Here is a 15,199-nt window from a genome sequence, read left to right on the forward strand (position 1 = left end):
ATGCCGTTCAGGTCAACCCAAGTTTCTTTTTTTATTATAGCGGCACAAATATAAATATAATTCTAAATATACATATGGAGGTATACAACAATGAGTGATGATAATCAGAAAACTTTATGCGGTTATATAGAAGAAGAGCTGCAGATCAAAGATCCCCAGGCTTATATTTCACTTATCGAACCGGCCACCCATTATTGTGAGGGCTGTGGACGTAGCGCTGCAAAGCCCGAAAATGTGTGCAAACCAAAAAAACTTTAATATATTTTGATTATACGCGTCCCATTTTATTTAAAATTTAAGAATAATAACTGAGAACTGGGCCAGGTATCTTGTACCTGGCCCAGGTTTTCAGCATCATGAAGAACATCAGAATCAATATCAACAACAGCTATTTTGACAGCTAAAGATCAAGGTAATTTTTTTATTCAGGCTTGATATGATCCGACATATCCGATAGATTGATTTCCTGTTGACCTTCTTTTCCTATTTTCAAAGCTCGGTTTCGAAAGTCACCCTCGTCTATTTTTCCCTTTACCCAACGTTGCCAGGCCTCTTTTTGGGAAGCAAGAATAGTATCAAATTCTTTGTCCTGATCGAATTGGCTCAGGGCCTCATCAGCAATCCAAACACAGCAGTTACATTTTTTTTCACCACTTTTGAGAATCTTAAAAAAATAACGAAAAGTTTTACTTCCAGGTTTTAACCCTTCTTCGATCTCATAGTCTTTGTATGTCCATGTGGTTTGCATTTGATCCCCCATTAAAATGTTAGTGTTTGCACAGCTTAACTATATGAATGCGATTTTGATTTGCAACCATATAAAATATTCCCCTGCCCACAGATGACCAGAAAAAGGAAACGGTGAATACATCTGGGCATCTATTCCTGGATGCCATGGCCTGATTTAAGAAGTACCCTATAACTTTTTGATCTTTTCATATAGATCAAAGGTTTCTGGATCGGGTTCCGTATCCAGTTCAGTTTTCAGAACTGCCCAGCATTTGTTAAACACCTGGATGGCCTCATTTTTACGGCCTGCATCTGCATAGAGGATCATCATGTTCTGGTAGGCCCCTTCAAAAGTGGGGTCTGTCTGCAGAAGTTTACGCCAGGTGTCCATGGCCTCCTGCCACTGGCTCATATCCTCGTGGAGCATGGCTTTTTTCTGAAGGATCGTCATATATTTTGACCGGAACAGTTCACGCCTGTGGGCAATCCAATCCAGGTAGGGATCATCGGCAAAGTAATCTCCCCGGTAGAGCTTGATTGCACTGGCGTAGCACTCCAGGGCCTGTTCCTGGGTGTTGACGAATTCCAGGCCCGTGGCCTTTGCCCCAAGGGCCATAAATTCATCCGTGTCCAGGGAAATAAGATCCATATCCAGGGAGACCCGGGAAGCCTTCTGAATCACATAGGTATATCCAAACGCCTTGACCGGATCCGGTTCAAGGGCTTTTCTCAACCGGTGCAGGTTAATCTTGAAGTTTTTATTGCCGGCAATCGGGTCGGCATCAGGCCACAGGGCATCGATGAGGATTTCCTTGTGGATGTCCCGGCAACCGTTCAGGACAATGGCCTTTAAAAGGGAGATGGGTTTTGTTCCTTCAAACACGGCCTTGTCCATGGGGTGATTGTCCACAAGAACGGTGAACTCTCCCAGGGTGTTGATCCGGATCATGGGCAGGGTCAGTCGGTACAGGGGGCTTAATTGATCGATTCTTTTTATTTTATCCTTTTTTTCAGCACTGTCAAGGTAGTCGACAATGGCCTGCTGAAGGGGGACGGACAATTTCGTTGACATCATACCGGAAGGAAGGGTTGGAACGGGCTTGATCATGCTTGCACGGACAAGCACCTGTGCCAGGGTTTTCAAGTCAACCAGGGGAAAATAGCTGTAGTGGTTTTCCACGGCCTTCTGGAGTCCTGCCCCAAGATGGGCTTCACCCCTTTGGGCCTGGTTGAGGGCGAAGGCTGCAAGCCCCAGGATAAAACTGGTTTCACAGAACAGAAGATCTGATGTGATGTGATGGAAATATTCAAGGGTGGGTTCAAGTTCCCTTTGCGCCGCAGAAAATTCCTTGAGGTGAAAAAGGGCAAACCCGTGTATCTGGCGGGCCATGAACAGGTGGATATCCCCCCTTCTGGACTCGCCTAGGGCTTTGACAGCCTTGAGGGCTTCTTTTTTGGAAAGCGCATATTTGCCGCATTTTAAAAAATTCATGGCCCGGATGCGGTGGGCAATACCCAGGTAAAAATCATTGCCTTCCAGTATTGAAAAATCCGACAGATGATTCGCCGTCTGAAGGGCCTGGGTAAATTGATCGGTGGATACAAAATAGATGGCCCGGGCTTCCACAAGACCCGGGTATAGAAAAATCAGGCCGAATTTCTCAACATCTGCTTCTGTTTTTTCTAAAAGAACCCGTGCTGGCTCAAACTCTCCTTTTTTAAGGGCATAGTCGATATTGGTGATGTTTTTAAGGGCCCGGTATTCGGGATGGCGACCCTCCTCGGTCATTGCCTGGATTTTTTCCAGCATCTTTCTTGCCCTGGAAAAATCTCCTGACTGGACAAATCCCAGGGTCAGGACCACCGAGGCATTGAGCAGCAGGTCCGGATTTTTAATGTGCCGGGCAAGGAGGATGGCGTTCCGACAGGCGGAAATGCCCTTGGGGATGTCCCCATTTCCGGCAATATATCCAAGGCCGATCTGCTGCCACAAAAGGGTTCTGGCCCAGGTATACCGATGTTCCCCCTGCCTTGATCGCAGACAGGCTTCTCCCTGGTTGATCCATTTTAAAATCACCGGTGAGGGTTCCCTGACAAACACGGCGGCCTCAATGAGGTAGGCCGTGCAGAGCAAAATTCCCCGGGTATCCGCTGTTTTTGTAAACCCAGCCAGTGCCCGGCCAAAGGCCTGGATGTTTTTTCTGCCCCCCTTGATGCGCTGGGTCAGGGTTTTGAAGAAAAGCAGCCAGGGATCATGGTCCACCATCTCTTTGGGCAGTGCATATATGGCTTCGGCAAGTCCGGCTGTTCTGCCGGTGATCACATAGTCGGTTCCCTTGATGCGGATGATGTTTGCAATTTCTGAAAAGGCCTTTGCCGAGATAAAGGCGCCCAGGGCCTGTTCATGGGATTTGTTCGCCCAGAAAAGCCGGCCGGCCTTTTGGTTCAAGGCTTCGTATTCTCCGGGGTTCAGGTGTTTCAAAAGATCCGCCTTGAGAAAATCCCGGAACAGATGATTGTATTTAAACACGGGCCAGCGATCGTCCGGCTCAATCTTCTGGATAAACAGATTTCGCTGTTCAAGTTCGTTTAGAACAGACACGGCATCAATGTTGGTGAAAAAATCTTTGAGTATCCGTGTATCCAGGATGTCAAATATCGCTGTCTGCATCAAAAAATGTCGGGTTTCCAGGGGTAGAGAGTTGTAAATTTCCAGGGAAAAGTATGAGAACGCTTCAGACGACAGGTGACCTGGCAGATTTTCAAGGTTCTGGGTTCGCCTGAGGGATTCAGAAACCAGGACAAGCCCCCCTGCCCAGCCGTCGGTGATGTTGAATATTTTTTCAATATCCTCGGGGATCATGGTGTCTTTTTGCCGGAAAAAAGCCAGGGTTTCGTCCAGGGTAAAGGCAAGGTCTTCATTGTTGAGGGCAAAAAGGGTCTGGTTTATTTTAAACTGGGGCAGATTTAACGGCGGCAGGGTCCTGGACACAAGAAAAAATCGGATGCCATGGGGGGGGTTGGCCAGGAGCTGCTCAATCAGGGCGAAGGCTGACCCTCGATCATCCAGGTTTTCCATGTCGTCAAGTACCAGGTTCAGGGGAAAATCGATCTGTTCAAAAATCAGGGAAAGGGTTTCAATCTGGCGTAAAAGGTCCTGGCGAATGCCAAGAGTGGTCTGGGGGATCTGGATGTTTTGACTCTTACGCCCCTTGTCTGTCTGCCGATCACTCCTTTGCTGGAAAAGTTGATGGATGCCGTTGATGATAATATCAAACAGGGTGGTGTGGTCGGAGGCTTCAGGTGTCAGATGGCACCAGAGGCAGTCCTGGTGCTCTCTGTCCAGAAATGAGGCCACCAGGGTGGATTTTCCCTGGGCGGCCTGGCCGGTGACCAGAAAAATCCGGCAGTGGCCATGGTCGGCAAGGAGGTTGAGGAGCCTTGTTCTCGGCACAAGGTCGGAGACCTGGGGAATGCGGCAGTTTACAGGTGTCAAACCCCTGACTCCTCTGGCGGATCGGTTTCAAGGACGGCCATCCGTTCCATACCTGCCATTTGAAAAAAACGAAGGTAGTTATAGGACAGGCCTTTCATGTGGATTTTTATTCCCCGTTTCCTTATCTGCTGAAGGCTCTCCATGAAAAGGGTGATCCCCTCCCTGTCAATTGAGAACAGATCGTCAAACCAGAAATTGATCCGGGTGATCGATTGCCTGGGTTCGGAGTGCCAGGGGCCGATAAAGATTTTTTTTTCAGACCCGGACAATTTGCCCTGGAGGTGGATATCAATGCGGGTTCCCGATCGCACATGGTTTAACTCAAACGACTGTTCACCAGGCAGTAACGCTCTTTTTTCCGCCCGTTCAAGGGCCGCATTCAGTGCCGTTCGTTCCACGGGCTTGTTGATAAAATCAGATGCGTCAAGATCCAGGGCTTCCAGGGCTTTTTCCATGTCGCCGTGTCCTGTGATGATGATCACCTGGCTTTCCGGGTTAAATTGTCGAATCTGTCTTAACACTTCAATGCCGTCCATGCCGGGCATCTTGAGGTCGGTAAAGACAATTCCAGGCAATATCTCTTTAAACCGTGTTAATCCCTGTTCTCCGTTTTCAGCCGTATGGACCTCATATCCATAGGCGGTCAGAAAAAGTTTAAACATGGCAAGGGTGGGTTTTTCATCATCAATGACCAGTATTTTCATTGTTGAGAGGTCCTTTGGGGGTGGTTTTGAATTTGTGCCGGAAACAGTATCTTAAAGCTCGTGCCGGTGAGGGGTGTACTTTCAACGCTGATGGTTCCGTTGTAATCCCGGATAATACCCTGGATAATGGGCAGGCCCAGACCCATGCCCTCCCCCATTTCCTTGGTGGTGAAAAAAGAGTCAAAGATATTGTCCATCTGTCCGGGTTTGATGCCGATGCCGTTGTCGGTAACGGTCAGGGCAACCATCTGACCATGGGAAAAAGAGGAGATTTCAATTTTTCCCTGCTTAATATCCATCTGTGTTTCCACTCGCTCATTAATGGCATCCCTGGCATTGGTGATCAGGTTGAAAATAACCTGTTCCATGCGGTTGTTATGGGCCATGATTTTTGGAAGAAAATTGTCCAGACAAAGGGTGATGTCGATGTTCTGCAGGGCGATCTGTCGACCGATGATCTTGTGGACAGACTTGACGCACTGGTTTAGATCAATGGGGTCCCTTGAAAAGTCCGCCTTTCTGGAAAAGGTTTTTAACCGGCCCACAATTTCCGATGCCCGGGTGACCTGGGCGCTTATTTCCGTCAGCACCATGGTGAGATCAGCGGGTTTTACGGCCCGGTTCTGCTCGTTCATCATGCACAGATATTCACTGCCCATTTTAATGGCGTTCAGGGGCTGGTTTATTTCATGGGCAATGCCTGCGGACATTTTTTCAAGGTTGGTCATTTTAGACGCCTGGATCAGCAGGGAGTCTTTTTCAACAAGCTCTGTAATGTCCGTGGTTGCAACGATGATCACATCCCTGCCAGGGTATTCAGCCTGGCAGGCATGGATATTGACAAATACGGCGTCGCCGTTTTTTTTAAAAAACCGTACCTTGGACGAAAGAACAATGGCTTGTCCAATGGGATAGGACTTTGAAAATTCATGTTTTTCAAGGTCTCCCAGGTTCAGCAGGCTCATTCCCACGAGTTCATCGCTTTCATACCCGAACAGTTCTGTGGCTTTTGGATTGGCATCCAGGATTTCAAAGTTGGGTTTTTGGATGACAAATATGGGGTTGGGTCCGCTCTGGAACAGGGAATGATATTTTTTCCTGGACTCCCTGAGCTTGTCAGTGGAGGCTTTGAGTTCTGCGGCCATATTGATGAATGAATTGGTCAGAACGGAGATTTCATCATCCCCGGCACCCGGTTCCATGGCCAGGGATGTGTTTCGGGCTGCCTCGATGTTGAAATCGCCCTTTGTCAGCTGGTCCATGTATTGGATCAGGGAGGATATGGGTTTGGTAATGTGGAGGGAAAGGCGGTGGCTTAAAAAGAAAAAAATAATGGTGACCACGGACAGAAAGCTTAAAAACAGGAGTCGAAGCCGGGCAATGAGACTGTCGATGTGGTGCTGGTTTAACCCCATCTGCACCGAACCAATTGTATATATTCCCTCTTTTACCGGTACGGTGACGTGGAAAACCCAGTGGCGGTCAACCTGCATTTGAACGATGCTTTCAACCGAATGATCGGTTTTTTCCATGCCGTATTTAAAGGTTTCGGGCAGACCCGTGGTAAAGGTGTGGGCAAGGATCCGGCCGGCCTTGTCGCAGATTAAAACATAAAGGGCTATATCCTTGCGGTTTCCCAGGCGGGCGTCATAGGCAAGGGCTGTTAACTCGGGCCGGTTTTTAGTCAGGATAAATCCCCTGGAACTGTCAGCAATACTCTGGGATATTCCCACCCCCCTTGTCTTCAGTTCGTTGGTCAGGCTTGTTATCAAAAGGGAACGGGTAAACAGGGCGATCAATATGCTGACAATCAGGGTAAACCCCAGGCATGAGATGAAGATTTTGTTTTTCAGTGTCAGGTCATTGAAAAATTTCATGGAAACAGCACCAGCCTGCCCTGTTTGATCTGGGTGAAATAGACCCGGTCCAGGCCCTGATGATCATCCCTGGCAAATGAAAGGGGGTTTTGTATGCCCAGGTCAAATTCATGGATGGACTCAATGGCATTTATGAACTTTTTCCGGGTGAGCTCTCTTCCGGAAAGTTCCAGACCCCTGACCAGAATTTTTGCATTGATATATCCTTCAAGGCCCACAAAACTGGGCAGGCTCGAAGGGTAATATCGTTTCAACATCTCCATGTAGTCTTTGACGCCGGGCAGGGCCATGCCGTCTTCAAGGGCATGGGGGGGCGGCACCACCTGGGTCACCAGAACCCCCTCTCCCAGGGGCCCGAGCCTTCTTGCAAGCTCCTTGGAGCCCACAAACGAAACATTGTAAAAAAGTGGCGCAAACTGCTGAATCCTGGCCAGCTGGATGAACCTGGCGCACGAGTCATAGGTGCCGATCATGACCACGGCCTGGGCTTTGGATGCGGCAATCTGTTCCAGGCCTGTTTCCACATCAATGGTCCCCCGGACATAGGTTCCCTTTGCCACGGGGATCAGGTCGTATTGTTTCAGGGCAATTTCAGCTCCCCTGAGCCCGTCAAGCCCATACTCGTCATACTGGTAAAACACGGCCACCCGGTCAAATTGATATTTTTTGACCATCAAATCCACTGCCGCACTGATCTCCTGGTAATAGGAGGCCCGGCTGTTGATCAGGAAGCGGTTAAAGGGTTCCCTGAGCCGGTTGGCACCGGTAAGCATTCCTAAAAGCGGGATTTTTGCCTCATTGACCAGGGGGATGATCCGCACGGTTGTCGGTGTTCCCACGTAGCAGAACAGGGAAAAAACCCCGTGTTCAGCAATGAGCTGCTGGGTATTGTAAAGGCATCGTGCAGGGTCGTATCCGTCGTCCAGGGCGATCAGATTGATTTTGCGGCCATGGATGCCGCCGGTTTCATTGATGTGGTTGATGTATGCCATTGCTCCGTGGAGCATGTGGGTGCCAAGGTATCCGGCATGGCCACCAAGGGCCAGGGAGGATCCGATGCGGATTTCGTCTGTTGTGATCCCGGTCTGGTTCTCCCCGGGAGAGAGAATGTCCTCTCCCCTGGTGCAGCCGAGTATCACCATGAAAACGAGCAGTATGCCAAGCCTTTGAATCACGGTTTTCCCCTGTGTTGAACCTGGGTTGTTCGTTTATCAAATTGTTAACAACCAATAAAACCAGGATAAATTAGCGGGCAGATAATGTCAATCTGCCAGGGTGTAGCAGGTAATTTTAGTTGATGATAGGTTTTAGCTATCACTAAACCCCTGGTCTTCCCCCATTGCAATGTTTACAATTCGGTCATAGTTTATTTCTAACACAGGACGGACAAGAGAATCCTGATAAATAAAAAAAACTAATTACGAATGAGGTAATATAATGACAAACCATAGAGAAGAAAATTATATTGAAAGTGACGATGAAAGAAGAGAAGGTCATGTGGACACCAGGCAGGCAAATTTTGAGTGTGAAAATCCTGACAGTCATCTTGGATGTGACCCGGGGATTGATGTTGCGGGATGATGGTTAATTGAAAACGGCAGAGCTTCAAAGTCAAAGGCAATACTTTTAATTGAAAAAAACTTATTAACGGGGTGATTCCATGACAAAAGAAAAAATTGATAATTTTGTTGAAAGTGAAGACGAACGAAATGAGGGCCATGTAGATACCAGACACCATAATTTTGAATGTGAGACACCTGACAAAAACCTTGGTTGTGATCCTGGAATTGATGTTGCCGGATGATGGGCATTAAAAGCAGGGCCTCTCTGAGGCTCTGCCATCTTTTTAAATTTAAAAATTAAATGTCTGACGAGCAGGCAATGACTGCTGCTCCTAACCCGACCTCCATAAATATAATTTTAAGATTTTTTCAGGGGTTTGCCAGGTCTGTATTGGCAAACCCTTTTCCTGTTTTTAAAAGACCCTGGTAGAGCTTAAGATCTTCAGGGGTGTCAATGTCAAACCAGGTTTTTTCAATTTTGACCGTCAGGCCCGATGCCCTGGCAAGGGTGGTTTTAAACACATCCGGGGTGCTCCATTCCATGTTTTCAAACAGGGGTAAAACCGAGATCCCCCGTTGACATCCGATCATGTAATAACCACCGTCCCTTGCAGGACCGATTACCATTTGATCGTTTACAAGATGGTTGAAAAAAAGGTTGACATCCCATGCGTTCACAAGGGGAATGTCGCTGCCCATTAAGATTACCCGGGAATATTGACGATCAAAGGACTCTTCAATGGCCCTTGCCATGCGTTCACCAAGGTCCCTGCCCTTTTGAACAAAAAAATTAAGATTGCTGCCGAATTTTAATCGATATTGGTCAATGGGCCGGCTGTCATCCACGTAACATGCCAGGTCATAACCCGCCGGGCCGGAGTGGAGTGTGGTTCCCTTGTCCAACGAACAATGAAATGTTTCTGAATGTAAAGCGTTGGCCGGCGTTTCCCATAAACGATCACAGGTAAGATCCAGAATCTGCTGTTTGACCAGTTCCTCGTATACCAGGGCCGATCGTTTGTATCCGATCTTACGGCCAAGTCTGGTTTTTACCCGGCCGGGTTCCGGGTATTTGATAAAAACGATCAACAGGTTTTCCATGGACGTGGGCTGATCCTTATTTTCCATCAATAGAATTTAATCAGAATTCGCGGGGGAACCCCAAGGTAGTAAAGCATGGCTATAATCGGATTGCGGACCATGGTCCAGCAAATTCCCTGGTTTATCCATCTTCTGGCAGAGGTCGACACCTTCTGGGGCAGGATTTTGAAGGGTTCCCCGGATTTTTTTATCTTCTGCATCAGGGCAATATCTTCCATCAGGGGAATTTCGTCAAACCCATGGATCCTGTTAAACAGCTCTTTTTTCAGGAAGATGGCCTGGTCTCCATAGGGAATTTTCGTGATCCTTGACCGGAACGAGGCAATTTTTGATATGAGTTTTATCAGGGGGTGTGAACTGTCGATGTGAAGATCAAAGGCACCGCCTGAAAATCCCTGGGCCAGAGTCTCCACGATCAGTCCATGGAAATCACGGGGCAGGCGGGTGTCTGCGTGGAGAAAAAGCAGGACATCTCCACGGGCCATGGCAGCCCCCGCATTTTGCTGAAGGGCCCGGCCCCTGGAAGCGGTGATTTTTTTGATGGCAGGCCAGGTTGTTTGGGCTTTGGATATCCGGCCAATGGTCGAACCTTCTGGATCGCCGTCCACCACAATGATTTCCATTTCCCGGTGTTTGGTTTGTTCAACAAGATCACACAGGAACAGGTCAATATCCGCCTCATGGAGCACAGGGACAATTGCAGTGAGGGAGATGGGTTGTTTTGTGTTTAGATCCATCTGCGGTAAAGCCTTGCCAGGGTCAGGTCCAGTACCAGAAACAGCAGCAAAGGCGGCACAAGGGAGAGAAGGGTGAGTGCCGAGGCAAGGGACCAGTCCGTTGAGTTGAGAAAGGGGAACAGATACCCTGAGTAGGAGGGCACACTGCCGCCGCCAATGAGAAACACCAAAAAATAGTCTGAGAATGCCACCAGAAAAACGATGGATCCCCCGGCCACCAGGGCAGGCAGCAGCTGGGGTATTTCAATTTCCCATAGGATCTGCCGGGAACCTGCCCCCAGGTTCCGAGCACAGGCCAGGGCATCGGGATCAATGGTGGCATACCCTGCCATCAGGGCCCTTAACATATAGGGATAGCTGTAGATGGAAAGGATCAGTGCCACTCCCAGATGGGTGTCGGCCAGACCCAGGCGGATGAAAATCATGTGGACGCCAATGGAAAAGGTCATGACCGGCAGCACGGCCGGGGCCAGCAGCAGGCTTTCAACCAGGCGCTGTCCTGGAAAATTCGATCGGCTCAATACCGATGCCGGCAGGAGGGAATAGACAATGGACATAAAAACCGCAGCCATGGAGTATAGAAACGACGATCCCATACTGGTAAGTATGCTGATGGCGTTTTTTTTCAGGTAGACCAGGGTTCTCAGATCCATGGTGTCGGGCAGCAGGGAGGGAAAGGCCCAGCGTCCGGCAAAGCTGTACAAGGCCAGCACCACCAGGGGAAGGACAAACAGGGTCCATATGAGCATCACCTTGGTCTTATCCCTGGTCATGCATCACTTCCGTTGTGTTTATGCCCCAGTTTATAGCTTATCTGAAAATAGACAACGGCCAGGAGGGCACAGATCAGAAACATAATCACCAGCAGGGCCATTGCCACGGGCCGTTCTGAAAGGTCGTGCATGAAATAATAGTTGTACACCTGGAGGCTCAGCATCCCGGGGTTGGCTGTTCCCAGGATATAGGGAATTTCAAAGGCCCCGAAGCTGTATATAAAGAGAATCAAAAAGGTGGTGACAAGGATCTCCCTTAGCTGTGGCAGAACCACCAGGAAAAAAATGCGCATCCTTCCGGCGCCCAGCTGTCGGGCCGTCTCAAGGTAGCGCCGGTCAAACTTCACCAGGACAGACATGGCCATGAGGGTGACAAACGAGCACTCTTTTGCCGTGTAAGCCGCAATCTCTCCAATGCCGTATCTGCTGAAAATCAGATTTGGAAACTCCTGGATGCCGGAAATAATGCCAAGGCTGTGGCAGATGGACGAAATGATACCTGACCGGCTGAGAAAAATCATGGTGATGAAGGCCACGGCAATGTGGGGCAGGATAATGGGAATTTTATACACCATGGTTTTAACTGCCATGGCAGGGGGCAGTTTCCATATGGTGTAGGCAAGTACGGTCCCGATCACAATGGCCAGGAAAGACGAGACCAGGGCCACATACAACGAGAACAGTATGGACAGGGTGAAATGGCCGTGGGTAATGATGATTTTATAGGCCGCCCAGATGGAATCATAGTGAACAAGGGGGTTCATCATTCCAAACGACTGGAAAAGGGTCACACCAATGCCGCCGACAAAGAACACGACAAAGGGCAGCAGTGCCGGTAAAAGTTTCAGATACGGCACCATGGTTTATTTTCCCAGCACGAACCGCTGCCAGTCGGTTTCCAGCCGTGTCAGGTACTCTGATGGAATTTCCGGAACTGCATTGCGGTTGAGAAGATCAATGTCAAGGGTGGCATCGCCAAGGTCAAGCTTGTCAAAATTCTGCCGTGCCTCTGTCGGCAGTTTTTCCATGTCAAGTACGGTAAAATCCCCCCAGTTAGCCGGGGTGTTTTTGGAAAGCTGGGCTTCGGGTGAAATAAGGAAATTGGCAACAACCATGGCGCCGTTGATGTTAGGGGTGTTGAAGGGTATGGCCGTAAAGTGATTATTGTAGATGCTGTTATGGTCCATGACAAAGGTACGAACGGTTGAAGGGTATTTGCCTTCCATGATCTTGTTGGCGGCATGGGCCTGGTAGTAGGACATATTGATATCCACCTCGCCCCGCTGGAAAAGAAGCTCCAGGGCCGTGCTGCCCTTGGGGTATGAGGTGCCCTGTTGCCAGAGATAGGGTTTTATCCGGTTCAGGTAAGTCCAGACAAGGGGGGATTTTTCAAGGTAGAGATCTTCGTCAAACCCATGCATGTATTGTTCATAACCGCCGGTGGTTGCGTAAAAGATCTGGCGGAGAAAGGCAGAACCTGTGAAGTCTGGCGGCTGGGCATAGGTAAACCTGCCCGGATGTCCGATCACCCACTCTTCAAGGGATGCCGTGCTGTCAAAGGGCCTTTCCATCTTTGCGCTGTCAAAAACAAAGACAAACTGGGCCTTGCCGTAGGGGACTTCATAGTTTTCAACGGGAAACCCAAAATCAAATTCAACGCTTTTGGGATCAATATATGCCTTGAAATTGGGCAGGCGGTCAGCAATGGGGCCGTAGAGAAGATCTGCCTGCCTGGCATTTTTGAAATTCTCACCATTGATCCATACAAGATCGATGGTACCCTTGCTTTTCCCGGCCTGTTTCTCCGTTAGAAGTTTGTTGACAAACACCTCTGCATCCATGGGCACCCGTTTGAGAACAATGTCGAATTGTTCCTTCACCTGTTTGGCCACATAGTCGTCAATCCAGGCGTTGATGGTGGCAGAACCGCCCCACATGTAAAAATTTACCTGGGTTCCCCGGGCCTTTACCAGGGCCTGGTCATGGGTAAGGGCCCCCTGTTGGGGCGTCTGTCTTTGGCAGGACAGGATCAAGAGAATCATCCCCAGCAGTAAAACTGTTTTTTTCATGGTTTTCTCCTCGTAGAATTCGATGGATCAAGAGATCAACCCTGTCTCCTGTTTGAAACCCGTTATAAAGGGTATGAACCTGGAACACGGCAGTGCCGCATTGCAAATGATAGCTGATGTTTGTTCCTAAAAAAACGATCTGGACGATCGTCCAATGGCCCTGGCTGTTGGAAGAAATTGTTGCCGCCTCGGCCCTGAAGTAATAATTTCCCGTGGAAAAATCCAGGTCTTCTCCTGACCCATTGTTTTTGATCGTCAGTTTCCCGGCAGTTTCCGGTGTCAGCCGGTTCACAGGGCCCAGAAAGGCTGCGGCCTCGATGGATAGGGGTTCATGAAATACCCGGTCCACCCGGTCAAACTGAACCAGCCGGTTGTCGAGCATGATGCCGATGCGGTCGGACATGCTGAAGGCCTCTTCCTGGTCATGCATTACACAGATGGTCGTGGTGTGGAACTGTTTCTGGGTGTTGCGGATAAAAAGAGCCGTGTCCGCCTTGAGATTCTTATCAAGGTTGGCAAAGGGCTCGTCAAGGAGCAGTACCCCTGGATTGATCACCATGGCCCTTGCAATGGCCACCCGCTGCTGCTGACCGGCACTGAGTTGTTTGGGATACTGGCCGGCCTTTTCCCGGACCTGGAAGCAGTCGAGCATCTCCATTACTTTTTTCTGGATCACCTGTCTGCCTGTTTTTGTTGCCCTGAGTCCGAATGCTACATTATCAAATACCGTCATGTTGGGAAAGAGAAGAAAATCCTGGAATACCATGACCGCAGGGTTTTTATCTCCTGGTTCTGTGTTAAAGATAAGGTCTCCGGAATCAGGTGTTTCCATGCCTGCAATGATTTTTAACAGGGTGGTTTTACCCACACCCGACGGTCCGATAAATGAGATGATATCTCCTTTTTCCGCCGTAAAACTGATGTTATTCAGCACCTGTTTTCCGTTAAATGATTTGCTGATCCTGGTTAATTTAAAAAACATTCAATGTCGCCCAGGTAGGTTTTGATCTTATCAAAGGTGACCCTGTCCTTGAGGACCCGCTTGGGGTCTGTGTATTCAACAAAGGCCATGAAACACCAGCTCAATGCCCTGAGCAGGATGGTTTGTTCAAGGAGGGCGGTTTTAAACGCAAGTTCTTCAAAGGAGAAATCAGGCGAAATCAGACGGTAATATGCCCTGAGAAAATTTGTGCGCTGTTCCGGAGTGAATCTGAAATCGGACTTCCACAGGGTGGTGGTGGGAATGAGAAAATGGGCAAGATCCTGGTACCTGCACGATACAACGGCTTTTTCCCAGTCCACTAGGAAGCCTTTGGTTTCCTGGATGATGAAATTCCCCGAATTGACCTCGGTGTTGACCATGCACAGGGGCTCATTGTCGAACAGTGTCCCACTATCCTGGTTGAGCCGTAAAATCTGTTCATGGTAGTCGAGGAGACGCTGTTTCTGCTCTGCCATGGGATGGTCGGTAAATTTATTGATCAGTTGAAAACTTTCGTCTGCGATATCCTGGATGGGCGTACTCTGAATCACCAGGGCCTGTGACACAGGCAGGCAATGGATGGCGGCAAAGATCCGGGGAACGTGGTCGAGATCCCTGGCAAAGTCAAAGGGTCTGCCCGGGATGAATTCCATTAGCATCACTCCGCCAAGGGGGGAGTCGGACGCTGCAAAAAAAGGTCTGGGGGTGACGCCAGAAGGTTCAACCGCCTTTAGAACATTATACTCGTATCTGATTTGATCCGCCTGATTGATCTGGCTGCCGTGGTTGATGCGAAAGAGATACTTCTTACTGCCTGCAACCACCAGATGGTTCTCATTGTACTCTCCGGCAGCAAGGAAGGATACCCGGTCCACCCGGTCAAGCCAGCCGTTTTCCAGGATAATATGTTCAATGGTTGTTGAAATAGTCAGTCTCTCCATGGGTCAGATTTGGCTTGTTTTCCTTATTTTTCATACACCCGTTTCGGGCACGGGCTTATGTACTCAGGTTATTGCTCTGCAATATACGTTGATGGGGAAAATCAGTCAAGAAAAGGGTTGAATCCATTGTATTTTATGCACGACCGTTTCAGAACGGTCTGTGGCGGTTTCAGGCGGGATTGAATTTTTATATGATTATCAGGCTTTTCTTATTGCCTTTTTTGCTGG

The 15,199-nt window shown here is 48.9% G+C and carries 15 protein-coding genes; 3 read left to right on the plus strand and 12 right to left on the minus strand.

Annotated elements, in window-relative coordinates; all coding sequences use genetic code 11:
- The first annotated feature begins 90 nt into the window (after positions 1-90).
- The gene (locus HRM2_RS26835; RefSeq protein WP_012662398.1) at positions 91-258 is read left to right on the plus strand and encodes a hypothetical protein; all 168 of its coding nucleotides are present in this window, start codon (positions 91-93) and stop codon (positions 256-258) included.
- A 163-nt stretch (positions 259-421) separates the two neighbouring features.
- Here HRM2_RS26835 and HRM2_RS00110 read toward each other — a convergent pair whose 3' ends face one another.
- The 5 genes from HRM2_RS00110 to HRM2_RS00130 all read right to left on the minus strand — a co-directional run bounded on the left by HRM2_RS00110 (position 422) and on the right by HRM2_RS00130 (position 7,981).
- Positions 422-748 (minus strand): hypothetical protein, encoded by a 327-nt coding sequence (locus HRM2_RS00110; RefSeq protein WP_012662399.1) that lies wholly within the window; start codon positions 746-748, stop codon positions 422-424.
- Positions 749-916: 168 nt separating this feature from the next.
- Positions 917-4,225, minus strand: coding sequence for a BTAD domain-containing putative transcriptional regulator (locus HRM2_RS00115; protein WP_012662400.1), 3,309 nt, complete (start codon positions 4,223-4,225; stop codon positions 917-919).
- Positions 4,222-4,929 carry a response regulator gene (locus HRM2_RS00120; protein ID WP_012662401.1) on the minus strand — a complete coding sequence of 236 codons (708 nt, stop codon included), beginning with the start codon at positions 4,927-4,929 and terminating at the stop codon, positions 4,222-4,224. Before HRM2_RS00120 ends, HRM2_RS00115 begins: the two co-directional genes overlap by 4 nt.
- Positions 4,926-6,806, minus strand: coding sequence for an ATP-binding protein (locus HRM2_RS00125; RefSeq protein WP_012662402.1), 1,881 nt, complete (start codon positions 6,804-6,806; stop codon positions 4,926-4,928). Before HRM2_RS00125 ends, HRM2_RS00120 begins: the two co-directional genes overlap by 4 nt.
- Complete coding sequence (locus HRM2_RS00130) at positions 6,803-7,981, minus strand: ABC transporter substrate-binding protein (RefSeq protein ID WP_012662403.1); 1,179 nt, start codon at positions 7,979-7,981, stop codon at positions 6,803-6,805. The genes HRM2_RS00125 and HRM2_RS00130 overlap by 4 nt, the downstream gene beginning before the upstream one ends.
- 262 nt (positions 7,982-8,243) lie before the next feature.
- Between HRM2_RS00130 and HRM2_RS26840 the strand changes: the two genes are divergently transcribed.
- Together HRM2_RS26840 and HRM2_RS26845 are read left to right on the plus strand one after the other, a co-directional pair.
- On the plus strand, positions 8,244-8,387 hold the full coding sequence (locus HRM2_RS26840; protein WP_187149314.1) for a hypothetical protein: 144 nt from the start codon (positions 8,244-8,246) through the stop codon (positions 8,385-8,387).
- A gap of 79 nt (positions 8,388-8,466) precedes the next feature.
- On the plus strand, positions 8,467-8,610 hold the full coding sequence (locus HRM2_RS26845; RefSeq protein WP_012662404.1) for a hypothetical protein: 144 nt from the start codon (positions 8,467-8,469) through the stop codon (positions 8,608-8,610).
- Positions 8,611-8,737: 127 nt separating this feature from the next.
- On the opposite strand, the gene HRM2_RS00135 is transcribed toward HRM2_RS26845, so the two are convergent.
- The 7 genes from HRM2_RS00135 to HRM2_RS00165 are packed head-to-tail and all read right to left on the minus strand — an operon-like array spanning position 8,738 to position 14,971.
- Positions 8,738-9,496, minus strand: a complete 759-nt coding sequence (locus tag HRM2_RS00135; protein ID WP_012662405.1) for a TIGR04282 family arsenosugar biosynthesis glycosyltransferase — start codon at positions 9,494-9,496, stop codon at positions 8,738-8,740.
- On the minus strand, positions 9,496-10,206 hold the full coding sequence (locus tag HRM2_RS00140) for a TIGR04283 family arsenosugar biosynthesis glycosyltransferase (RefSeq protein WP_012662406.1): 711 nt from the start codon (positions 10,204-10,206) through the stop codon (positions 9,496-9,498). Before HRM2_RS00140 ends, HRM2_RS00135 begins: the two co-directional genes overlap by 1 nt.
- Positions 10,197-10,979: an ABC transporter permease gene (locus HRM2_RS00145; protein WP_012662407.1), complete on the minus strand. Its 783-nt coding sequence runs from the start codon at positions 10,977-10,979 to the stop codon at positions 10,197-10,199. The genes HRM2_RS00140 and HRM2_RS00145 overlap by 10 nt, the downstream gene beginning before the upstream one ends.
- Positions 10,976-11,839 carry an ABC transporter permease gene (locus HRM2_RS00150; RefSeq protein ID WP_012662408.1) on the minus strand — a complete coding sequence of 288 codons (864 nt, stop codon included), beginning with the start codon at positions 11,837-11,839 and terminating at the stop codon, positions 10,976-10,978. The genes HRM2_RS00145 and HRM2_RS00150 overlap by 4 nt, the downstream gene beginning before the upstream one ends.
- Positions 11,840-11,842: 3 nt before the next feature.
- Positions 11,843-13,048: an ABC transporter substrate-binding protein gene (locus HRM2_RS00155; RefSeq protein WP_012662409.1), complete on the minus strand. Its 1,206-nt coding sequence runs from the start codon at positions 13,046-13,048 to the stop codon at positions 11,843-11,845.
- Positions 12,960-14,030 carry an ABC transporter ATP-binding protein gene (locus tag HRM2_RS24805; protein WP_012662410.1) on the minus strand — a complete coding sequence of 357 codons (1,071 nt, stop codon included), beginning with the start codon at positions 14,028-14,030 and terminating at the stop codon, positions 12,960-12,962. Before HRM2_RS24805 ends, HRM2_RS00155 begins: the two co-directional genes overlap by 89 nt.
- A complete protein-coding gene (locus tag HRM2_RS00165; RefSeq protein ID WP_012662411.1) occupies positions 14,015-14,971 on the minus strand; it encodes an aminoglycoside phosphotransferase family protein in 957 nt (318 codons plus the stop codon). The genes HRM2_RS24805 and HRM2_RS00165 overlap by 16 nt, the downstream gene beginning before the upstream one ends.
- Positions 14,972-15,199 lie beyond the last annotated feature (228 nt).

Origin of the sequence: Desulforapulum autotrophicum HRM2, from assembly GCF_000020365.1 — a bacterium.
Lineage (GTDB): Bacteria > Desulfobacterota > Desulfobacteria > Desulfobacterales > Desulfobacteraceae > Desulforapulum > Desulforapulum autotrophicum.